The organism is Hymenobacter tibetensis (assembly GCF_022827545.1).
GTDB classification, from domain to species: Bacteria; Bacteroidota; Bacteroidia; order Cytophagales; family Hymenobacteraceae; genus Hymenobacter; species Hymenobacter tibetensis.
Genome location: NZ_CP094669.1, coordinates 1,190,991 through 1,213,057 on the forward strand (window position 1 = coordinate 1,190,991; position 22,067 = coordinate 1,213,057).

16 protein-coding genes are annotated in these 22,067 nt (G+C 50.8%); 14 read left to right on the top strand and 2 right to left on the bottom strand.

From position 1 onward, the window contains the following. Positions 1–35 precede the first annotated feature (35 nt). The 14 genes from MTX78_RS04905 to MTX78_RS04970 all read left to right on the top strand — a co-directional run bounded on the left by MTX78_RS04905 (position 36) and on the right by MTX78_RS04970 (position 16,861). Complete coding sequence (locus MTX78_RS04905; protein ID WP_243800429.1) at positions 36–935, top strand: ABC transporter permease; 900 nt, start codon at positions 36–38, stop codon at positions 933–935. 71 nt (positions 936–1,006) lie between these two features. Then, entirely contained in the window at positions 1,007–2,266 is a 1,260-nt protein-coding gene (locus MTX78_RS04910) for an ABC transporter ATP-binding protein (RefSeq protein WP_243800431.1), read from the top strand. Positions 2,267–2,288: 22 nt separating this feature from the next. Beyond that, a complete protein-coding gene (locus tag MTX78_RS04915; protein ID WP_243800433.1) occupies positions 2,289–3,077 on the top strand; it encodes a class I SAM-dependent methyltransferase in 789 nt (262 codons plus the stop codon). Between the two features lie 10 nt (positions 3,078–3,087). Further along, complete coding sequence (locus MTX78_RS04920; protein WP_243800435.1) at positions 3,088–4,044, top strand: GDP-mannose 4,6-dehydratase; 957 nt, start codon at positions 3,088–3,090, stop codon at positions 4,042–4,044. Positions 4,045–4,048: 4 nt separating this feature from the next. Beyond that, positions 4,049–5,158, top strand: a complete 1,110-nt coding sequence (locus MTX78_RS04925; protein ID WP_243800436.1) for a glycosyltransferase family 4 protein — start codon at positions 4,049–4,051, stop codon at positions 5,156–5,158. 77 nt (positions 5,159–5,235) lie between these two features. Further along, entirely contained in the window at positions 5,236–6,285 is a 1,050-nt protein-coding gene (locus MTX78_RS04930) for a glycosyltransferase family 2 protein (protein ID WP_243800438.1), read from the top strand. 13 nt (positions 6,286–6,298) lie between these two features. After that, complete coding sequence (locus MTX78_RS04935) at positions 6,299–7,429, top strand: glycosyltransferase family 4 protein (protein WP_243800440.1); 1,131 nt, start codon at positions 6,299–6,301, stop codon at positions 7,427–7,429. A 237-nt stretch (positions 7,430–7,666) separates the two neighbouring features. Beyond that, the gene (locus MTX78_RS04940; protein WP_243800441.1) at positions 7,667–8,737 is read left to right on the top strand and encodes a glycosyltransferase; all 1,071 of its coding nucleotides are present in this window, start codon (positions 7,667–7,669) and stop codon (positions 8,735–8,737) included. Between the two features lie 43 nt (positions 8,738–8,780). Continuing rightward, positions 8,781–9,911, top strand: a complete 1,131-nt coding sequence (locus tag MTX78_RS04945) for a glycosyltransferase family 61 protein (RefSeq protein ID WP_243800443.1) — start codon at positions 8,781–8,783, stop codon at positions 9,909–9,911. A gap of 285 nt (positions 9,912–10,196) precedes the next feature. Beyond that, on the top strand, positions 10,197–10,877 hold the full coding sequence (locus MTX78_RS04950; protein WP_243800444.1) for a response regulator transcription factor: 681 nt from the start codon (positions 10,197–10,199) through the stop codon (positions 10,875–10,877). Then, positions 10,877–12,139 (top strand): sensor histidine kinase, encoded by a 1,263-nt coding sequence (locus tag MTX78_RS04955; protein ID WP_243800446.1) that lies wholly within the window; start codon positions 10,877–10,879, stop codon positions 12,137–12,139. The genes MTX78_RS04950 and MTX78_RS04955 overlap by 1 nt, the downstream gene beginning before the upstream one ends. A gap of 186 nt (positions 12,140–12,325) precedes the next feature. Next, positions 12,326–13,681, top strand: a complete 1,356-nt coding sequence (locus MTX78_RS04960; protein ID WP_243800448.1) for an MFS transporter — start codon at positions 12,326–12,328, stop codon at positions 13,679–13,681. A gap of 218 nt (positions 13,682–13,899) precedes the next feature. Further along, positions 13,900–15,228, top strand: coding sequence for a dicarboxylate/amino acid:cation symporter (locus MTX78_RS04965; RefSeq protein ID WP_243800449.1), 1,329 nt, complete (start codon positions 13,900–13,902; stop codon positions 15,226–15,228). Between the two features lie 160 nt (positions 15,229–15,388). Then, on the top strand, positions 15,389–16,861 hold the full coding sequence (locus MTX78_RS04970) for a hypothetical protein (RefSeq protein WP_243800451.1): 1,473 nt from the start codon (positions 15,389–15,391) through the stop codon (positions 16,859–16,861). A gap of 128 nt (positions 16,862–16,989) precedes the next feature. Here MTX78_RS04970 and MTX78_RS04975 read toward each other — a convergent pair whose 3' ends face one another. After that, positions 16,990–18,810, bottom strand: coding sequence for a RagB/SusD family nutrient uptake outer membrane protein (locus tag MTX78_RS04975; RefSeq protein WP_243800453.1), 1,821 nt, complete (start codon positions 18,808–18,810; stop codon positions 16,990–16,992). A 14-nt stretch (positions 18,811–18,824) separates the two neighbouring features. Then, complete coding sequence (locus MTX78_RS04980) at positions 18,825–22,058, bottom strand: SusC/RagA family TonB-linked outer membrane protein (protein WP_243800455.1); 3,234 nt, start codon at positions 22,056–22,058, stop codon at positions 18,825–18,827. Between the last annotated feature and the right edge of the window lie 9 nt (positions 22,059–22,067).

Genomic DNA, 22,067 nt, shown 5'->3' on the forward strand with positions numbered 1-22,067 from the left:
AGCTTTCAGTGTAAACCTTTGTTTTCCAGTTAATTGTGCATACTACGGAAGCGTTAAAGCAAACTGAAACATTGTCGGCCGTCCAACCCTCTGATGACAAGGAATGGACCGAAGTTATCGAACCACAGGATAGCTTATTGGCTTTGCGCCTCGGTGACGTATGGCGCTACCGCGACTTAGTAATGCTGTTTGTACGGCGCGACTTTGTATCAACATACAAGCAGACGGTACTGGGGCCTATCTGGTTTTTCATTCAGCCGCTGCTCACCACGCTTACGTATGTCATCATTTTCGGTAGCGTAGCCAAGTTGCCTACTGATGGTTTGCCTGCCTTGCTTTTCTACCTGTCGGGTGTTACGGTCTGGAATTACTTTGCCCAGACATTGACGGCTACCGCTACTGTTTTCCGTGATAATGCTAGCATGTTCGGTAAGGTGTATTTCCCGCGCCTTACAATGCCTTTGTCTATTGTAATTTCCAACCTAGTGCGCTTTGGCATTCAGTTGGGGCTTTTTTTGGCTGTGTGGGCGTACTATCTGTTCACCACCGATGCCGTCCACCCCAACGCTTACATCCTGCTCACGCCGGTGCTGGTATTATTGATGGGGCTGCTTTCTCTGGGATTAGGCATGGTGTTCAGCGCTCTTACTACAAAGTACCGCGACTTAGCTATCCTACTCACCTTTGGGGTGCAACTGGCTATGTACGCTACGCCCATTATATACCCAGCTTCTAGCCTACCCGAAAAGTATCGGTGGCTGCTGCAGGCCAACCCCATGACTCCCATTGTAGAGGCATTTCGTTATGGCTTCCTCGGCTCAGGCACAGTGACGTGGATCAGCCTCGGCTACAGCATCATCAGCACATTGGCAATCCTGCTGCTTGGCATCATCGTCTTCAATAGGGTGCAGAAAAGCTTCACGGATACTGTATAAGTACTGATTGGTTGGCTTGTAAGTGACCGGTAATACAAAGTCTGTTTTAAACCACATCTTGCAGCTTGCTCATGAGTGATATTGCCATTAAAGTCGAGAACATAGGCAAGCTCTACCGATTAGGGGAAATCGGAACGGGTACTCTAAGCCACGACCTTAACAGAGCTTGGGCGCGACTGCGTGGTAAGGAGGATCCGTTTGCCAAAATCGGCGAAACCAATGACCGGACCACCCGTGGCACCAGCGACTTCGTGTGGTCGCTCAAAGATGTGAACTTCGAAGTGAAGCAAGGTGAGGTATTGGGTATCATCGGCCGCAACGGTGCCGGTAAATCCACACTACTCAAAATTCTTTCGAAGGTTACAGCTCCGACTACTGGCCGTATCAAAGTAAAAGGGCGCATTGCTTCCTTGCTGGAAGTAGGTACTGGTTTTCACCCTGAGCTAACAGGGCGTGAAAACATCTACCTCAATGGAGCAATTCTCGGCATGACTAAAGCCGAAATCCGCAGCAAGTTCGACGAGATAGTAGACTTCTCGGGTGTCGAACGTTACATTGATACACCTGTGAAGCGTTACAGCAGTGGCATGTATGTGCGCTTAGCGTTTGCCGTTTCAGCTTTCTTGGAACCTGAAATTCTGATTGTGGACGAGGTTTTGGCCGTTGGCGATGCTGATTTTCAAAAGAAATGCCTCGGCCGCATGAAAGATGTGAGTGTCAATGATGGACGCACAGTTCTGTTCGTTAGCCACAATATGGGCGCTATTACCACCTTGTGTGATAGAGGTTTGGTGTTAAGTAACGGAGAGGTTGCGTTTGGAGGGGATATATATCAAAGTGTTGATTTATATCTTAAGAACGGCAGCACTATAGCTTCAAATAGCTATTATAATCCATCAGCAAAAGAAACAGATTTTGTTAGTGTTGTAATTTCAAAGAGTAATGGAGAGTCAGCAACTAATTTCCATTTCGCTGATGATATTGCTATCAAGTTTGAAATAAAAGTCTCTGAAAAATATAAGAATGCAGTTCTAGCTTTTCGAATCAAGGATCAAACAGAGCGAAACGTCTTTACATCACAAATACCGCTTAATACAATAGTCGATAAAGCGGGTGTGTATACTGTTCAAGCTATTATTCCAGGTAAGATACTAGTCCCTAATATCTACAAGCCTTTCGTAGCACTTCACGTTCCTAATGTGGAGGTTATATCCAAACTTGATGATAATTTAGCGTTTGAGATAGAGGAAACAGGAACAGATTTTTTTCAATATGCAGGCACTGACTATGGATGTGTAGTCGTTGAATGTGATTGGAAACTTTTAAATTAAACAATCATTGAGCTTGTTTTCCATGGATAATTGCAAAATTTGCGGTAGCAAAACGGATAAGATCTTTACTTGTAAAGTGCTGAATAAGCATGATGTTGATTATTTTAAGTGCAGTAATTGCGAATTTATCCAGACAGAAAATCCATATTGGTTGGAAGAAGCTTATTCCTCAGTGATAACTTCATTGGATATAGGTTTAATATCTAGGAATATCAACAACGTCCCGGTTGTTAGCACACTTATTAAAGTCCTCTATAAAAAAGATAAGGAATACCTGGACTATGGCGGTGGCTATGGAATGTTCGTGAGAATGATGAGAGATAATGGTTTCTCATATTATCGTCAGGACTTATATTGTGAAAATTTATTTGCTAAAAATTTTGATGTTGATGATATTATTTCTTCAATAGATAAATTCGAACTCCTAACTGCTTTTGAAGTTTTCGAACATCTTGTTGATCCTGTAAGTGAATTAAAGAAGATGCTTTCCTATAGCGACAATATCTTCTTCACTACCACAGTCTATCCTAAAAATACGGATTTAATCAGCTGGTGGTATCTTATCCCAGAAACAGGGCAGCACGTAGCTCTATACTCGCATAAATCATTAAAGCATTTGGCAAAAATAAATGATCTTCACTATTATAACTTTGGTGATACGTATCATTTATTCACTAAAAAGAGTTTTCCTAACAAGTTGTTTGAATCAATTTTTAGTGAAAGATTTCAAAAGTATTATAATAAAATATCATCAAACCCAGTTTCGTTATTGCAAAGTGATTTCAATATGATTTCATCCATCAAGATGTAATATTTTTTTGATGAAAAGAATATTGATAACTGGTTTTTCTGGGTTTGTTAGCGAGTACTTGCTGGATTTATTGAATGACATTGCAGACCAGTACGAGGTTATTGGTCTGTCCCGTTCTTATAACTTTGAGTCCAAAATACGTAAAAACTTACATGTCAAATTAGTTAAGTTAGATTTAAACGATAAAGAGCATTTACGGGAAGTCCTTTATCTTACTCGGCCAGATTACATTTTTCACTTGGCATCTGACAGCAGCGTTTCATACAGCTGGCAGAAGCCTATTGAGAGCTTTCAAAATAATACAAATATTTTTTTAAATCTTATTGAAAGCGTCAGAGCATTAAATACAGAATGTAAAATACTTTCTATAGGGTCATCAGAACAATATGGCATTGTTGATCCTGAGAGTATTCCGTTAACAGAAGAGGCTACACTAAATCCTATCAGCCCATACGCTGTAGCAAGAGTATCACAAGAATTACTAAGCAAAGTATATAATCGGGGGTATGGGTTGGATATCATCATGACAAGATCTTTCAATCACATTGGCCCTGGACAGAAAGAGAACTTCGTTGTTTCGTCTTTTGCCAAGCAGATTGTTGCTTACAAAGCCGGTCTTATACCTAATATCAAAGTTGGAAACTTAGATATAGTAAGGGATTTTCTTGATGTGAGAGATGTAGTAAAAGCATATATGCTTCTTATGCAGAATGGTATAGGGGGGCAGGTGTATAATATTTGCAGTGGCAACGGATATTCTCTGAAACAAATATTGCATATGATGATGTCGATTGCTGGCATTGAAGTAGAGTACAGTATTGATAAGGAACTTATAAGACCGTCAGATAATCCAATTATCATTGGAAGTAATAAAAAAATAAAGGATGAATTGGGTTGGTATCCCTCATATTCGATCGATGCAAGCTTGAGGGACATACTAACTTATTGGGAGCAGCGTTTAAAGTAAAGCCATGAAAGTACTGTTTGATCATCAGATATTTGTTTTACAGAAGTTCGGTGGTATTAGTCGTTATTTCAATGAGATAATGAAAATGCATTCTTCTGAAATAGATGTGATGCGTGTCGATCCTGCTCTTTTCATTGAAGATCAACCAGTACAGAAAAATAATCTATTAGCAAGAGGAACTAGATTCTTGAAAAGGAAGATAGGAGCATCTACTCAAGTACATAGCAGAGAGCTTCCAGTAAAAGCCGAAGAGCAAATCAGGGGTGATAATTTTGATTTGTTACACCCTACCTATTATGGAGATTATTTCGATAGATACACTGATAAACCATTTGTGTTGACTGTCTATGATATGATTCATGAGGTGTATAAAGAGAATTTTTCTCTAAACGATCCTATTTCTCACAATAAGTTAGTTCTGTGTAATAAAGCTAGTATGATAATAGCAATATCGCATAAAACTAAAGAAGACTTAGTGGATATATTTGGAATTAATGAAGACAAGGTGCATGTAACTCATCTGGCTTCTGATTTCAACAAAATTGTGGCGAAGCGTCCTAATATTCCTGAAGGCGTAAATAAGTATGTGCTTTTTGTAGGTAATAGGGGATTATATAAAAACTTTTACTTTATGGTAATGTCTTTGACATCTATTCTGAAAGATGATAAGTCATTACATATTCTTTGTACAGGGCATCCCTTTACCAAAGAAGAACAATCTTTTTTCAAAGATTTCAATATTGGCAGTCAAATTAAAAGCATCTATCTGGAGGATGATAGTGAGCTAGCTTGGGTATATCAGAATGCTGAATTATTTATATTTCCGTCTTTATATGAGGGATTTGGGCTTCCGCTTTTAGAAGCATTTGCCAGTGAGTGTCCGGTTGTTTCAAGCACTGGAGGGTCGTTGCCTGAAGTAGGAGGAGATGCTGCTTTGTATTTTGACCCAAAGAACTCACTAGCAATTCAAGACGCTGTCCGTTCGGTTTTGTATGATTCGAGCTTGAAAAGCGACTTGATAAACAAAGGCAAAAAACGCTTTGCGGAATTTAGTTGGGATAGATGTAGGGCTGAAACCTTGGCTGTGTACCAAGCAGCTATAGCTAATGCTTAGCTAGCTCTAAAAAAGTCAAGACTGAAATTAAACACATTGTGCATTCACCTTCGTAACAGCCGCTATCAACATCATGCATGAATGGTTGGCTATTGTTCCAAAAACAGAATCATATTGTGTTTAGTCGTAAACAGTTTCCGAAAATATCAATTATAACTCCAAGTTACAACCAAGGCCAATACCTTGAGGAAACTATCAAATCTATCATTGCGCAGGAGTATTCGAATTTCGAGCTTATTATAATTGATGCTGGTAGTTCTGACAATACTGTCGAAGTTATTCGAAAATACGAGTCTTGGATTACATATTGGGTAAGTGAAAAGGACCGTGGCCAAAGCCATGCTATTCAAAAAGGATTAGAGGTTGCTACTGGCGATATTATAAATTGGATCAACAGTGATGATATAGTTGCGCCGGGTACATTCCAGCGTATTGCTGCCGAGTTTGACTTGGAAAAGTACGACGCCATATGCGGCTACTGTGACTTCTTCCTGCATGATCTGGACCATTTAGACCTGCGCAATATGCGTATGGGAATAGGGGCTACAGTCGGTGACACAATTTCTCTGAACCAGATAAACCAGCCATCCACTTACTTCAAGGCATCTGTTATAAAGCAGCTAGGAATTGATGAGCAGTTCCGATATACAATGGATCTGGATTTATGGTATCGGTACTTGCTAGTAGCAGGCCAACGCAAAGTGCTGCTATCGGAAGGGCTCTTTTCTTACTTCCGTCTACACGATTCTTCGAAGTCAGTGGCAGAAGGGGAGAAGTTTCATGGCGACGTATGGAAGGTATATTACAATGTGTTGTACAGCATGCAGCAACATGAGGTGTTGCTGAAATTCGCCAGCCATTTTATCCCAACCTTCTCCAACTTCCGTCCTACGCGTTACGCAATTCAAGTTTCACCTGCTGAATTGCGGGCGTTTGTGCGCTACGTTGCTTGGGAGGGAGTTCATTACTACAACAGTCAATGGGACCAAGCCGCAGCGCGCAAATGCTTAGTATTAGCGTATCACAATGGTCAGAAGTTGAACAAGGATGTAGTGCGGCAAATGGTAAAGCACTACGTTTTACCAACTAGTATTGCCAAATGGTTTGCAGCCCGATCGGCCAAGTAATAAATCTGGATTAATGAAAATAGCATTCGTTTCGTTGATGCGCGGTGCCAATTGGGGCGGTAGTGAAGAGCTTTGGTCTAAGACGGCGTTACGAGCTTTAAGTGAAGGCCACAAGGTGGAAACCCTGACGTATGGGTGGGACCCCCTGTCGCCTCGGCTTTTGAAGCTGCGGGAGGCGGGAGTTAGCACCAAATTCTACTACGGTGAGAGTACTGCTCTCTTGGATAGAATAGCCGTTAAATTGCGTGTCAAGAAGCGAAAAATAGAGATGTTGCCGAGCGTAGAGGCAGACGTTTGCATTATCTCTAATGGTTCGATATGGGATTTCATTCGGCTACGCCCTGTGACAGACCATATCCTAGCTACTGGCCAGCCCTACATCATATTGGCGCACAACACGCTTGATTACGGCGACATTCTGGACGAACAGCAGCGGGAGTATGCTATCCGCGTACTTGAAAAAGCAGCCCGAGTGCTTTTTGTATCAGAACGCAACTGGAGAGGGGCCGAACGTCAGTTAGCCCACCCTATACGGGGCGCGCAAGTGGTAGCCAACCCAGTTAATATTCGCAAAGCCTTTATCAAGCCCTTTCCCACTTCCGAGAGGCTGTTGATGGCTTCTGTAGGATCCCTGGACTGTAGCTTCAAAGGCCAGGACCTGATGCTGGAGGCGTTGAATGGCGCAGCTTGGAAAGAGCGCGACTTTCTGCTTAGAATTTACGGTACTGGGCCTCATACGCAATACCTGCACCATCTTATTGCGTCATACGGCTTGCAAGGCAAGGTGACGTTGGAAGGCCACGTGAGTGATGTTGACGGAATCTGGGAAGCCAGTCAAGCGCTTGTTTTGTCTTCTGTAACGGAAGGCGTACCAATGGTAGTGGTGGAAGCCATGCTTTCGGGCCGGGCCGTTGTGGGCACCGACGTAGGTGCTGTGGACTTGTATGTAAAGGAAGGAGAGACGGGGTTTCTGGTACCAGTGGCGAAAGCAAAGTATCTGGCCGAGGGGTTGGAGAAACTGTGGAATAGCCGGGCTAGACTCAAGGAGATGGGCGAGCATGCGTTCAAGCACGCAATAGCCATTACAGATGCTACTCCCGAAGAGAACTTCCTGAACATCATTAAAGCTTCTCAGCAAGTCTAGCAAGGATATTCACTGACTTGCTGTTGGGTTGTGGGCACATCCTAGTTGAAAACCTGAAAGTATAGATAGCCTAACGTCCTGCCTGGAGTTAATAGGCACGAAGAAGGCTTATAAGACCAGCTTGAACAGAAATTGAAAGCTGCCTTACCTTTGTAAGCTGATAGCTCTGGTCAGTAACCTCCGATTTTGGGTTGGCTGATATACTATTAAGTAGTTGCCTTATTAAGTACTATAAGTATGATTGCTCAACCTGTTGGCGTTTCTTTCTTGGTGTGCACGTACAACGGAGCAGCCCGTATTGCTGAAACGTTGGCTTGTTTGGCTCATCAGGTAACCTCTACGCCCATTGCGTGGGAAGTTATAGTAGTGGACAATGCCAGCACTGATGGCACGAGTGAGGTAGCGAAACGCAGCTGGGAACAAGTGGGAGCACCCGCATCGTTGCGAGTTTTTTCGGAGCCTCGGCCCGGTAAGAATTTTGCCGTCGAGGTGGCCTTCAGCAAGGCGCAGTACTTGTATGCGTGCATCGTAGACGACGACAACCGTCTTAACCCCGATTATCTTCAGATAGGATTCGACCAGATGCAGGCAAACCCTGCCATTGGGATGCTAGGCGGGAGAAACAGTGCAACGTTTGAAGGTAATCCACCAAGCTGGTTCAACGCGTTCCAGCATTGCTATGCCGTAGGGGAGCAGATCGACTACGTGGGCGGGGCTTTTCAGCCACTTAGGGAAGGTAACGCAGGGCGCAATGTGCTTTGGGGTGCAGGTATGTTTGTAAGAACAGACCTATGGCATAAACTAGAAGAAGTTGGCTTTGCCAGCCTTTTCAGTGGCCGACAGGGTACCAAGAACTTAACAGCGGGTGAGGATGACGAGCTGTGCTACGTGGCGCAGCTGCTAGGCTATGAGGTTTGGTACTCCTCGCACCTGTATCTGCAACACCATATGACTGCTGGTCGATTGACACCCGCTTACCGGGACAAGCTGTTCTACGCTTCTGTTTGGTCGGCTGGGCGTTTGGGGGCATATCGAAACGCTTTGTGGGGACGAGTTAAATCCAAGGACACGCTGACAATAAATCTGATAAAGGATTTCATTTATATGAGCCTAGGGTTTTTAAAGCACGTACTATCAATAAAATATATAAAAGCGTTGTTCAACGGGGATAAACTGTATATAAAATACGGGTGGCACCAGTTGTTAACGCTCTATGATTTCGTTCGAAATTTCAGCCGCATTAAAGAGTATTACAAATCAGTGCTAGATTTAAAATACAAAATACAAGGAACAGCAGTAGTGCACTAAAAAGGCGCTGCGCATAGCCGTTTGTTGCACCAATTGAGTTTAAATGAAAAAGTATCCTGTCTATAGTCTGGTAAAAGGCTTTTTTGACTCTAGCACCAGAAAGGTTTCTATGTTGATGCCAGCATGGAAAAAATATCGGATAGTGGATATAGTTCCGCCTGCTCCAACGCACTTGCCCGCCTTGCCCGCTAACTATGACATGTTACCGTCGGCGTTTGCTACCGCCTTCAAGAAGGAAATCGAATTCGAGCATCACAAAATATATTCTGTTCAAAACGTATATGTGTCTTGGGATGGTGCAGTTTTCAAAGACTTGCAAATATTTGTTCCAAGCTTAGTTCGCCCTGAGTTTAAAAGTAGATTCCAAGATACTTTCTTGCTAAGGCAGTGGTTTGGTGAGCGAGTGGAATTGCCCGAATCGGAGCCTGGAATTGCAGTTGCGCATAATCAGTGGTCTGCAGAAAATTATTACCATTGGCTAGTAGATACGCTCCCTAGATTATTAATACTACGCAATCAATATCCTGGCTATTTGCTTCTGGTACCGCAGCCTCTTCCCCCTAAACAGCTGCCGGATTATATAAACAAGAGTACTTCTGTGTTCGGGTTTGATAAGCTATACCCGTTAACTACCAGACAAATTCTGAAGGCGAAGCAGGTGGTATTAGCAGAGCTTACTGCCGAATCACTTTTCCAGAAACCAGACTTGATAAGGCAAGTGCAAAGAGAGCTTATTGCCTCCCTTTGCGCGGAAGATGTTACCCCAACTAGAAGGATTTACGCTTCTCGGGCCACTCAATCGGTGAGGCGTTTGGCCAATGAAGACGAGCTAGAGCAGCTGTTGTCTATGCACGGGTTTGAGACTGTGTTCTTCGAGAAGCTGACTTTTCTGGAGCAGATACAGCTCATGCGTGAGACTACCATCTTCATGGGTACGCACGGAGCCAGCATGACCAATCTGATGTTCTTGCCTCCGGAAGCAAAGGTGATAGAGCTATTGAACCGTGACAACGGTGACCTGTGCTACTTCAGGTTGGCATCCTGTTTCTCACTGCCGTACTTCTGCGTGCCGTGTGAGAGTACGGATAGTAGCCTGCTTAACCAGTCTGACCTGTTAGTCGACATAGAGGAGCTCAAGAACATAATCTCGGTAAGTGTAGAGCAACCTATTTGAGTCTGCGGACTAGTACTGTGAGGCTACTAAACGGCTTCCATCCTGCTACAGAACATCAGGGCGGAAGCCGTTTAGTAGTTTCTAATGCTTTGGATTAACGAGAGCAGTTGCGCTACTGCATGCAGGAGTTGGAAAGGTCACGTAAACAGGTAGGCGGCTCACACAGCTGCTCATTTGGGTAAGCTGCGGCTTGGCAGCATGCTGTTGGCTGCAGCACCGGGTACGCCTTAAGATGGAGTGTGCGTGATTTCACTACTTTTAGTGCTCTTACGTGCGCATTGCTTCATGAAAATCCTGCTGGTCGAAGACCACGCCGAACTGGCTCAAAGCATCGTTACCTATCTTACCCAGGAGCACTACCTGTGTGAGGTAGCCACGACCTTTGATGAAGCTCGGGAAAAGCTGATTCTGTTCACCTACGACTGCGTGCTGCTCGACATCATGCTGCCCGATGGCAACGGCATCAACCTACTCAAGCTGTTGCGCAAGGATGGGGTAGAAAGCAGCGTCATCATTATTTCAGCGCAAAACGCGCTGGATTTCAAGCTGACGGGGTTGAGCGAAGGAGCCGACGACTACATCATCAAGCCTTTCCCGCTGCCTGAGTTGCACGCTCGTATCAAGGCCATCATGCGCCGCCGCAGCCCCCACAAAAACAACGTCCTGACTTTCGAGGACCTCACGGCCGATTTGGACTCGATGGAATGCCGCGTGAAAGGCAAGCTGCTCAACCTCACGCGCAAGGAAATTAATTTGCTGCTGTACTTCATCAACAACAAAGGCCGCATGCTCACCCGCCAGGCTATTGCTGCGCACCTCTGGGGCGACTACACCGACAACCTCGACAGCGTGGACTTTGTGTACCAGCACGTGAAAAACCTGCGCAAGAAAATCACCGATGCGGGCGGCAAAGACTACATCAGTACGGTGTATGGGCTGGGCTACAAGCTTAACGCGGCCACCTAGTGAAGCTCAACCACCGCTACACCCTGGCCTACGCGGTTATCAGCTTGTTTGTGCTGTCTATCGGCTTTGCTATTGTGTACGCGGCCTTGTCGCGCAGTGTCACGCAAACCACTATTGGCAAGCTGCGCCACCTCAATTCCGTAGTGACAGCCCAACTGCGTAGCGGCCGCGACTATTCTCGCCACCCGGCTCGCACGCATGTACGCATCCGGGTAGGTGCTCCCACCGACACGCTACGGCATCCGTCGCTGGTGGAAGTGCGCGACGAATGGGACGCTACGTTGCAGTCTATGGTGCGTACGGTGCGCCTGACCACCTACCCCGTGGTGGCCGGCAAGCACTACCACGTGACTAGCAAGGCCGTGGTGGTGGAACCCAGCGACGAGTACTTAACCGGTATTGTGCTGGTATTCGCCTGGACGTTCGTGTTTTTGTTGGCGTTGGTAGTGATTCTGAGCGAGGTGATTTCTTGGCGCATACTCAAGCCGTTTAATGCTATTCTGCAAGGAATCCAGCGTTTCCAACTCAACCAGAAAACCACGATGGCGCTGCAGCCCAGCCGTACCACCGAGTTCAATGCCCTCAACGAGTTTCTGCTGAAGATGACCAGCCGGGCCCAGAGCGACTACCAAGGCCTTAAGGAATTCTCGGAAAACGCCTCTCATGAGCTACAAACACCAATTGCCAGCATGAAGGCCAAAATCGAGCTGCTCATGGATTCCGACTTGACGGAAAAGCAGTTGCTGATGCTCACGGCCATGCACGACGAATTGGAGCGCTTAGCCAAAATCAACCATTCGCTCACCCTGCTGGCCAAGCTAGAGAATTTCGAGTCGCACCCGGCGGCCCGCACGGATCTGAGTTTGCTGGTACCTGCCACGGAAGCTGCTTTTGCCGACTTGGCTGAGATGAAAAACCTGCGCACCACATTGCATATCACGCCGGGTGTGGTGGTGGCGCTGGATGAGTCGCTGGCCCAATTGCTGCTCAACAATCTGTTCAGCAATGCCATTCGGCACAACCTACCCGGCGGTGAAATCCTGGTTGAGCTGACTGCTACCGAACTGCACCTGCAAAACACCGGCTACGCACCTACTGTGCCGGTGGAAGAGCTGTTCGGCCGTTTCAAAAAGGGCAATGCGGCCTTGGATTCCATTGGCATTGGCTTGGCCATCGTCAGGCGAATCAGTGAGCTGTACGGCCATCGTATCGACTACACTTATGCTGAGGGCTGGCACCGCATTCGGGTGGTATTTGCATAACTGTGGCAGTGAAACAAGCTGACTGAAAGAGGAAATTTGAAAGATGGAACAGTGAAATTTCATGGTGAACTTAACTTTTCTACCAAATTCCTTCAAAATCAAGTTGTTCATTTGCTAAGTATCGTCTAGTGAGTAAGCACTTACTTGATACTGCGGTTCCTGTTTTTCACTTGACTTGTCGGCTTCGTGACCTCACTTACTGCTCATCCGGCTTCTGCTCTGTCTCCGAACTTGGGGGCCGATGGCACAGTGGAGAAAGTTTCGCGCCGACGCCTTAAAGCCATATTTAGCGGCTCGGTAGGCAACCTGGTGGAGTGGTACGACTGGTACGTTTTCTCTTCGTTTTCCCTGTACTTCTCGGCTTCGTTTTTTCCCTCCGACGATACCACCGCGCAACTGCTCCAAACGGCGGGCATCTTCGCCCTCGGCTTTCTAATGCGGCCCATCGGCGGCTGGATGTTCGGGCGCATTGCCGACAAAGTGGGGCGCAAGCAGTCCATGACCTTGTCGGTGCTGCTGATGTCGTTGGGCTCCCTGCTGATTGCCCTCACGCCCACCTACCAGACCGTGGGCATCGTGGCCCCCGTGATGCTGCTTACGGCTCGGTTGCTTCAGGGCCTGAGCGTGGGAGGGGAGTACGGTGTGTCGGCCACGTACTTCAGCGAAATGGCGGCTCCGCACCGCCGGGGCTTCTATTCCAGCGCCCTGTACTTCACCCTGATTAGCGCCCAGCTATTAGCGTTGGGTATTCAGTTGGTGCTGCAGAATGTGCTCCTGACTGAGGCACAACTACTCAGCTGGGGCTGGCGCATTCCGTTTGTGCTGGGTGCTGTTTTCTCCCTAGTGGCCTTGTACCTGCGCCAGAACCTGACCGAAACCGAGGTATTTGTCACGCAGCAGCGTTTGCCCGAAGAGCAGCGGGGTAGTCTGCGGCAGCTACGCCGGCACCCGCGGGCCATCTTGCTGGTGGTAGGGCTGACGATGGGCGGCACGCTGGCTTTCTACACCTTCACTACATACATGCTGAAGTTCTTGGTGAACACGGCGCACATGCCGAAAGCGGCGGCCACCAACACCTGCTTTCTGTCCCTGATTTTCTTTGCTGCGTTACAACCCTTGTTCGGCAGTTTGTCGGACCGCATTGGCCGCCGGCCTTTATTGCTCGGGTTCGGCGTGCTGGGTGCGCTCGGTACCGTACCGCTCCTCACGGCCCTGAGTACTACCACCAACCCGTGGGTGGCGCTGGCCTTGCTGGCTGTGGCTCTCACCATTGTTAGTGGCTACAGTGCCATCAATGCCGTAGTGAAAGCGGAACTATTTCCGGTGGAAATTCGGGCGCTAGGCATTGGATTGCCCCACGCGCTGACGGTGGCGGTGTTCGGGGGCACGGCCGAATACATTGCCCTATGGTGTAAAGGCGCCGGACACGAATCGTACTTCTACTGGTATATCGCCGGCTGTATTGCTGTTTCCTTGCTGCTCTTTCTGGCCCTGCCCGAAACACGCACTGCTTCCTGCCTCGACGAAGAGCAAGCGGGCTAGCCATGCAATAGCGGGTAAGTTTTCTTCTCTTCTGCTGACGCGTTGCTCTACTTGGCAGCCGTGGCCGTCTAACCACCGTTTTTTCGTGCTTACGTAGCGTTTCCTTTTTTCTGCTTTGCCTCCTAGGCTACCCACTCCGCGTATAGGATCAGGCATTTTTCGCTTGATTTGAATGGTGTGGCTCGTCAATCCACCCACCGCTTTACCCCCTCCCGACCATGAAACGACTGTTTTCCAACCTCACTGTACAGGTTCTTACGGCCATTGCCCTAGGCGTTGCGGTGGGCGCTCTGTTCCCCGCGTTTGGTGCCGCCCTCAAGCCAGTGGCCGACACGTTTATCAGTCTGATCAAGATGCTGATTACGCCCATTATTTTCCTGACGGTGGTGCTCGGCATAGCGGGAATGGGCAGCATGAAAAAGGTGGGCCGCGTTGGGGGGAAGGCGTTGCTGTACTTTGAAATCGTAACTACGCTGGCCTTGGGCATCGGCATTGTGGTGGCCAACCTCACCCAGCCCGGTGCGGGAGTGCAGGAAACGGCGCAAGCGGTGATGCAAGACAGCAAAAAAGCCGAAGAGGCTGCTAAGTTCACCTCGCAGGCTGGCGAAATGAACTGGGTGGAATTCTTCACCCACATCGTGCCCGACAACGTGGTGGGCGCCTTTGCCAAGGGCGACATTCTGCAAGTGTTGCTATTCTCGGTGCTGTTTGGTCTGGCCCTCAACCGCATGGGCGAGTACGCGCAGCCGTTGGTTAAAACCTTCGACCGGTTGTCGCATGCCATGTTTGGGGTGCTGGCCATGGTGATGAAGCTGGCGCCTATCGGGGCGTTCGGAGGCATGGCCTTCACCATTGGCAAATACGGCATTGCCACGCTGCTGCCGCTGGGCAAGCTGATGCTGGTGGTGTACGCCACCATGTTCCTGTTCATTTTCGTGGTCCTCAACCTGATACTGCGCTATTACAAGCTGCGGTTGGGGCCGTACCTGCGCTTCATCAAAGAAGAGATTCTGCTCGTGCTTGGTACGTCGTCGTCGGAGTCGGCGCTGCCACGCATGATTGATAAGATGGAACGTTACGGCTGCTCGCGTTCCGTGGCCGGGCTGGTTATCCCAACCGGGTACTCGTTCAACTTGGATGGCACCTCCATCTACCTGTCGATTGCCGTGATATTCTTGGCGCAGGCCTTCAATATCCCGCTTTCACTCACCCAGCAGCTCACCCTCATTGCTATTCTGATAGTAACCAGCAAAGGAGCTGCCGGCGTGACGGGCTCAGGCTTCATCGTGCTGGCTTCCACGCTAGCAGCTACCAAGGTGATACCCGTCGAAAGCGTAGCGCTACTGCTCGGCGTAGACCGGTTTATGAGTGAGGCACGGGCTATTACCAACGTCATCGGCAACGGGGTTGCGACGCTGGTAGTGGCCAAGAGTGAAGGCGAATTCGACGAAGCTCGTCACCAGTTGGCCTTGCAGGGGCGCTCCGTGCCCGAGGAGCAAACGCCTGAGCCTGCTGCGCTGCTGCCGCGCGTAGAAGTGCCAGTGTAGTTGACAAGCTGACGGTAGCCAAGCCGCTGGCCGTCAGCAAACACAACCTACTTGTTTCGGGGGCCGCCTTGGCCGCACCACCTTCCGCTTGCCGGCACGCCTGGCTAGTTAGGCGGAGCCGTACCTTTTCTTTAACTCCCACTTTCCCGGTTTTATTCTGATGATCAAGTCATTACGCTTGCTACTCACCAGCGGGGCCCTGCTGGCAGTGGCCGGGGCACATGCGCAGGTAGTAGTGCCGCCCACCACGGGCAAAGCGCCCGACCCCGCCCCAACAAGCTTGCCGCAGACTACCCCCGCGCCCGCCAAATCGGCGCCGTATGCGGGCGGCATGAAAATCAACATCTCGCCCGATGGGTCGAAGTACGTGCGCATCATGACGGCTCACCAGCTGTGGGTGCGCTACAGTGAGAACAACACCGGTACTGTATCAGCCACCGAGGAAGCCACGCCCGACCAGGTGGACTTTGGCTTGCGCCGCTCCCGGGTGCTGCTGGTTTCGCAGCTTAATCCGCGCTTCTTGGTGATTACGCAGTTGGGCATCAACGGGCAAAGCACCATTTCGGGGGGCGCGCCCGGCGAACCAACCGGCCCCGGCAAGAAGCCCCAGTTTCACCTACATGATGCCTTGGTGGAATACAAGGTAAACAAGTACCTGAGTGCGGGCGGTGGCTTGCACTACTACAACGGCATCTCGCGCCAAACCAGCTTTGCGGCCTTCTCGCTGATAGCCTTGGATGTGCCTGGCACCCAGTCGCCGGTCATCGACGCCATCGACCAGACCGGCCGGGGCTTGGGCGTTTATGCCCGTGGGCGAGTGGGCAGCTTCGACTACCGGCTATCGGTGAACGACGCGTTTCGCAACAACGTGACCAGCTCACCGGCGACGTTGGCTACCGATGTGGCCCAATTCAACCCGCGCAGCCGGGGCAAGGTGCTACAAGGCTACTTCGACTGGGAATTTCTGGACAAAGAGCTGAACCTAGTGCCGTTTGCAGTGGGCAACTACCTCGGGGCCCGGCGAGTGTTCAACCTTGGCGCGGGATTCATGTACTACGCCGAAGGCATGTACTCTCGCGCCCAACAGGCACCTACGCCGCTGCCCACCACCACGGCCGACGCCTGGGCCATTCCGTACGCCAAGCACGACTTGAGCGTGTTGTCAGCAGACCTCTTTTTCGACACGCCCCTGGACACGGCCTCGCGCAACCAGACCGCTTTTTCGGTGTATGCTGCTGCCTATAAGTACAACATGGGACCCAATTACGTGCGCTACGGCGGTACCCTGAATCCTGGCGCTGGCTCGTCGGCGCTGCGTGGCAATGCGGTGCCCATAGTGGGCACCGGCACGGCCCAAACCATCCAGAGCGGGTTTCTGCTGCCTCGCCGGCTGCTGGGACCCAAGGTGCGCTTGCAACCCTACGTGTCGTATATCCACGGCCGCTACGAGGGACTACGCCGCGAGGCGGGAGGCATACAGGAAGTACACATTATGGACGGTGGGGTGAACGTGTTGCTCGACGGCCATCAAGCCAAAGTAACGCTCAACTACCGCGCCCGCCCCGATTTCAACGACGTCAACGATGTCAACTACCGGCCTGAAGTCACGATGCAGCTGCAGGTGATTCTGTAAGCCTGCTGGTGTGTTCGGATAGTATGGTGGACTACTTCTACCAAAAGACTGCCTCCCGTTTTCATCGCGCGCTGTTGCATGCAATGAAACGGGAGGCAGTTTCTGTTCGGGTGGTACTCTACTTACACTTACTGCAGCGGGTCGAAGGCCCCGCCCCAGGTATTGTTCTGGATCAATTGCGGGTTGTTGTCGATGGATTGCTGAGGCAGCGCGAAGAAGTAATATTTGGATTGCCAGTCGATACCCTTGGGGAAGCTCGCTGGCGAATCTAGTACTCTAACAGTAGGAGTGCCATTGGCAGTCGTTAAAGTGAAATAGTTGGTGTACACAAAGTCGAGGTCCAGATTGTCGCGGTTGGTGGCGAAATCAGCAGGTACACCGGTGGTCTTCAAGGTGATGATCAGGCCTTCGCGGCGCTTGCCGTTGAGAGTTTCCATCTTGAGCCAGCGCCGCAAATCCCAGAACCGCTTGCCTTCGAAGGCCAGTTCAATCTGCCGCTCGTATAGGATGGCATCAAACATTTGCGCCCGGCTCATGCCGGCTTGCAGGCCATAATTACCGTCGCTACCTGCTTCAATGCCTGCCCGTGCCCGAATGGCTTTGAGCTGCGTGTAGGCCTCGGCAATGTTGCCTACGCCACAGGCGCTTTCGGCCAAGTTCAGCAGTACTTCGGCATAGCGAATCTCGATCCAGTCGTTGCCGGAGTACCGCGCATCGTTGATGCCCAAGGCTGGATCAATGGCTTTGCGCAGGTAGAAACCGGTGTTGGTAGCGCCAGATGGCTCTACGCTGGTAGTGCCCCGGAGATAGGTCCAGATCTTGTAGTTGGCATTGCCATTCAGCGGCCAGTTTGCCCCGTTATAGGCAATGGTTCTACCGAACCGGGGGTCGCGGTTTTTATAAAACAACTGCAAGTTGTAGGGGTACTTGGTCGATTCGCCCGGCTTCTTGCCATCGAGCATGGGGAAGGCTTTCACAAGGTCCCAGGTGGGGCGGTTCGAGCCGCCGCCGGTGCCAGTGTAGGCTGGCCGGGTGCCGTTGTCATACGTGTTGTTCTTGCTAGTTCCCGTGCCCGGACCATTATTGTAACCCGTTACCAGTACTGCCTCTGGGTTGCCTACCTCGTCAAACCACAATCTTTCAAAGGACGCGTGGAGTCGGAAATTGTTGGCAGTTAGAATGGTGCGAGCTTGCTGGCTGGCCGCGAAGGCCCGCTGCCACTTGGTGGCATCATCGGAACGGTTGAACTGGGGGCTGGCAGCGTAGAGCAGTGCCCGCGCCTTGAAGGCGGCGGCGGCTCCGCTTGTGATGCGGCCCCAGTTGTTGTTGCCGCTCCACCGGCCGGGCAGGTACGCAATAGCCGAATCCAGGTCAGCAACAATTTGGTTGAAGCACTCGGTGGTGGAATTGCGCGGCACGTACGCCTCGTTGCGAGCCTCTTCACCCACGGCCTGTAGCGGCGTGAGCACCAGCGGCACCCCACCGTAGATCCGTACTAGGTCGAAGTAGCGGAACGCGCGGAAGAAAAGGGCTTCGCCTTTGAGCTGGTTACGTGGCTGGGTTGGAATCGGCGACCGTTCGAGGCCCCGAATGAACGTATTGATTGTGCGAATTCGGCCGTAGTTGTTGTCTTTGTTTATTGCGACACCAATATCCGTGACGTCGTTTTGCACAATCGTCCCCTGTAAGTACTTCAGATCTGCCTGTGCTTCTTCTGACAAGCGGCTGGAATTTTCATTGCCCAAACCAATGCCGGTCACACCAAACCAGCCGGGTAGGTTTTGGTCGTAGATGAAGCTAAGGTTGAGAAAGGCCAGCTCTGCGTTCTGGAAAACCAATTCCTCGTTGGCGGAAGCAAGGTCGATTTTGTCGAGGGTGTCTTTGCAGCCCGCCATGGTCAGCACGGAGGCCGAGAAAGCGAGTAGGGTGGCTATGCGGTTGATTTTCATGAGTGCAATAGAAATTAGAAGCCAACATTCAAACCCAGCGACAACGACCGTAGCGTAGGATACGCATCGTAGGCCCCCCCATAGACTTTGTAGTCGTAAGGGTTGTAGAAATTGATGGCGTTGACCGCTACAAAGAAAATTTTCACGCTGCTGATGTTGGCGCGGCTCACAAAGGCAGTAGGCAAATTGTACGAAACAGTGGCGTTGCGCATGTTTGCCGTAAACGAATTCCGGAACCAGAACTCCGAGGTGCGGTTGTAGCTATTGGCAGTTCCCGGCGACGGGTATTTAGCATTCGGATTCTCAGGGGTCCAGTGGTCGGCCCAGAACTCCGGCCGGTTGGCGGTAGTCGTTGCCACACTGCGGGCATTGCCTTCCACCACGTCTTGGCCCCCAAACGACATGCCCATCGTCAGTTGAACAGTCAGGCCTTTGTAGGTGATGCTGGGGTTAAGGCCGATACCGTAGAGGTTGTTGGCCTTTTTGGTGAGATAGGTTACGTCGTCTTCGGTGATTTTGCCATCACGTTCCGTGTAGTTGCCAGACGCGTCTTTGGGGCCGCGGATATCCTCGTAGTACAGCATCCCGGCTCTAGGTATGTCGCCAAACAAGGTGTAACCGGGGTTGGCAGTCACCCATTCCTTTACCTCTTCATCGCTGCGGAACATGCCCAAGTACTTGAAGCCTAAGACACCGGGGTCGCGCGATTGGCCGGTAGGGTCGTCGAACTGCCCGATTTTACCCCGCTCCACATCTACCCTGATGTTCTTGGAGTCGCTCCACGAGAAAAACGAATTCACCCGGAACGATAAATCTTCGTTGATTTTGTCACCGTAGCCTACCGATACCTCGGTGCCGAAGCCATCTATAATGGCGTAGTTCTCCGAAGGCAGCGCTGCCCCAATCACCAGCGGAGCCGAGGCCCTGATTTCGGTGAGCATGTTGTAGCGGTGGTCGTAGAAACCATCCACACTAAACGAAAGGCGGTTGTCTAAGAACCGAGCGTCGATACCCGCGTTATACTTTTCGTTGTTGTCCCAGCGGGCGCGGCGGTTAGCCAGGGCGTTATTGGGGGAGGCCGTAAGCGTCCGGTTGGCGTTGCCGCCAAATACCGCGCCTTTGTCGCTCAAGAACTGGTAGTTTTCCTGCCAGTTGTAGGCGCGGGTAGCATCACCTCCCAGCAAGCCCACCGAGCCGCGTATCTTCAGAAAGTTAACTGCGCCACTTTTCGGGAAGAATCCTTCTTCTGAAATCACCCAGCCCGCCGACAGCGACGGAAACAAGCCCCAGCGATACTCAGGAGCAAAGTTGGTGGAGCCGTCGTAGCGCAACGCCAACTCGGCGAAGTACTTGTTGGCGTAGTTGTAGTTGATGCGGCCAGCGTAGGAAAGAATGCCCGATTCCGTTGTGGTTTCCTCGGTGTACAGTTCACCCGTGGCGAAGCGCATGTTATCGAGCCCCCCCGGAATGACACCACTCCTGTAGCTTTTGGTTTGGTCGAAGAAGGTTTCGGATTGCTCGAAGAACGCCAGCGCCGAGACGTGATGTTGGCCAAACTGCTGATCGTATGTTAGGTACCCGTTGAACTGATACGAGTCAGTGAAGTTCGGCGTAATCATTACCATATCCCCGTTTCGGAGCGTACGCTGCTGCAGCACCTCGCCTCCCGGAATGTGGTTGTTCTGGCCTAGCCCTTTGTATTCGGTTACCACGTAGGTGGTGCCAAACTGCTTGCCAAAGGTGTTATCGAGCGTGCGACTATAAAGCACCCGAGCTTTCAAGCCCTTCAGAAACGGAATGTCGTAGTCGATATTGGCAGTCAGGTTCAGGCCGGTATTGCGCTGCGAAGTGTAGTTGTTCGACCTCTGTACCTCAAAGAAATGGGCGGCGTCCACGCTGTTCGTATTGACGGTAGAGCCCTGCGCCTGATAGGCTGGTTTGCCATCTATGTAGAACGCCGCGAACTTAGGTGTCCAGAGCAACGACTTCATGTCGTTGTCCACGCTTTCTTGGCCCTGCTTGAACCAGTAGGTTTGCCGCTTAAAAATGTCGCCGCTCAGTGAGAGGCCCGCTTTCAGGCCGGTGGCTACCGTCACGTCGGTGCTGGCCCGGAACGTCCACTTGTCGGAATTGATGTTGTCGAAGTTGCCGTTCTGACGGTTATACGACACGCTGGCGAAGTATGTGGCTCGGTCGCTGCCGCCGCTTACGTTCAGGGCATTGCGCGTGACAATGGCTGGTTTCCAGGCCTTCTCCAGCCAGTTGGTGCTGTTGCTGGCAAAATGCTCCAACTCATCGGGGGTGTAGTATATCTGCTCTGTGAGTGCGCGGCCCCGGTAGAGATTGAAGTCGTTGAGGTACGTAGCTTGCTCCAAGCCGCTCATCATGCTGGGCAGGCGCACGGCATCCGACATACCCACCGAGCCGCTATAGGAGAACTTGGCCGGCCCGGCTTTGCCCCGCTTGGTGGCCACCACTACCACGCCCTGGTTGGAGCGGGCTCCATAGATGGCGGCCGCGGCATCTTTCAGGATGGAAATGGCTTCCACCTCGGACTGGTCGAGGAGGTTGAAGTCTTCCTCGGTGCGCACCACGTTGTCAATCACGTAGAGCGGGCGAGTTGTGCCGCCGTCTTTAGAGACAATCACGGGGTTACGAACCGTAATCTGTCCTCTGTCGCCAGGACGGGCGGTGCCGCCGCTCACGCCAACGCCTGGCTGCTGCCCCGCAAGAGCCGTAGAAAGGTTGCCTACCGGCAATTCTTCGATGGCCTTCATGTCCACGGTAGCTACGGCGCCCGTCAGACTTGCTCGGGACTGCGTGCCATAGCCTACTACCACTACTTCGTCGAGGGCGGCTGCATCGTCCACCAGCACGACGTCAAGCGAGGAGCGGCCCGCTACTTGTATTTCCTGCTTTTTAAACCCAATAGAGCTGAGTACCAGCGTCTCGTTGCCGGTGGGTACGTTGAGGCGGAATACGCCTTTAGCATCGGTGGCGGTGCCGGTAGTGGTGCCTTTTATCACTACGCTCACTCCCGGAATTCCTTCGCCCTTGGCATCCCGCACCGTACCGGTCAGGTTCATAAAGAGTGAGGAAGCCGACCCGGAAGGGGCCGAGACGGGGCCGTGTACCCCAGCGGCGCTAGCTGCCCCTGTACTAAGCAAAAAACCAGTTAAGAGGGCATAGGCAGCCTGCTGACTAACGCTAAGCGGGCGGGTGGGAAGTTGGGGTACAAAACGGGTCATAGCAGTTGA

Bases quoted from the DNA above. Each gene is read 5' to 3' on its own strand.
- MTX78_RS04910 (WP_243800431.1), top strand. From the start codon at position 1,007: ATGAGTGATATTGCCATTAAAGTCGAGAACATAGGCAAGCTCTACCGA.
- MTX78_RS04945 (WP_243800443.1), top strand. From the start codon at position 8,781: ATGAAAAAGTATCCTGTCTATAGTCTGGTAAAAGGCTTTTTTGACTCT.
- MTX78_RS04980 (WP_243800455.1), bottom strand. From the start codon at position 22,058: ATGACCCGTTTTGTACCCCAACTTCCCACCCGCCCGCTTAGCGTTAGT.
- MTX78_RS04965 (WP_243800449.1), top strand. From the start codon at position 13,900: ATGAAACGACTGTTTTCCAACCTCACTGTACAGGTTCTTACGGCCATT.
- MTX78_RS04925 (WP_243800436.1), top strand. From the start codon at position 4,049: ATGAAAGTACTGTTTGATCATCAGATATTTGTTTTACAGAAGTTCGGT.
- MTX78_RS04970 (WP_243800451.1), top strand. From the start codon at position 15,389: ATGATCAAGTCATTACGCTTGCTACTCACCAGCGGGGCCCTGCTGGCA.
- MTX78_RS04940 (WP_243800441.1), top strand. From the start codon at position 7,667: ATGATTGCTCAACCTGTTGGCGTTTCTTTCTTGGTGTGCACGTACAAC.
- MTX78_RS04975 (WP_243800453.1), bottom strand. From the start codon at position 18,810: ATGAAAATCAACCGCATAGCCACCCTACTCGCTTTCTCGGCCTCCGTG.
- MTX78_RS04915 (WP_243800433.1), top strand. From the start codon at position 2,289: ATGGATAATTGCAAAATTTGCGGTAGCAAAACGGATAAGATCTTTACT.
- MTX78_RS04935 (WP_243800440.1), top strand. From the start codon at position 6,299: ATGAAAATAGCATTCGTTTCGTTGATGCGCGGTGCCAATTGGGGCGGT.
- MTX78_RS04930 (WP_243800438.1), top strand. From the start codon at position 5,236: ATGAATGGTTGGCTATTGTTCCAAAAACAGAATCATATTGTGTTTAGT.
- MTX78_RS04920 (WP_243800435.1), top strand. From the start codon at position 3,088: ATGAAAAGAATATTGATAACTGGTTTTTCTGGGTTTGTTAGCGAGTAC.
- MTX78_RS04950 (WP_243800444.1), top strand. From the start codon at position 10,197: ATGAAAATCCTGCTGGTCGAAGACCACGCCGAACTGGCTCAAAGCATC.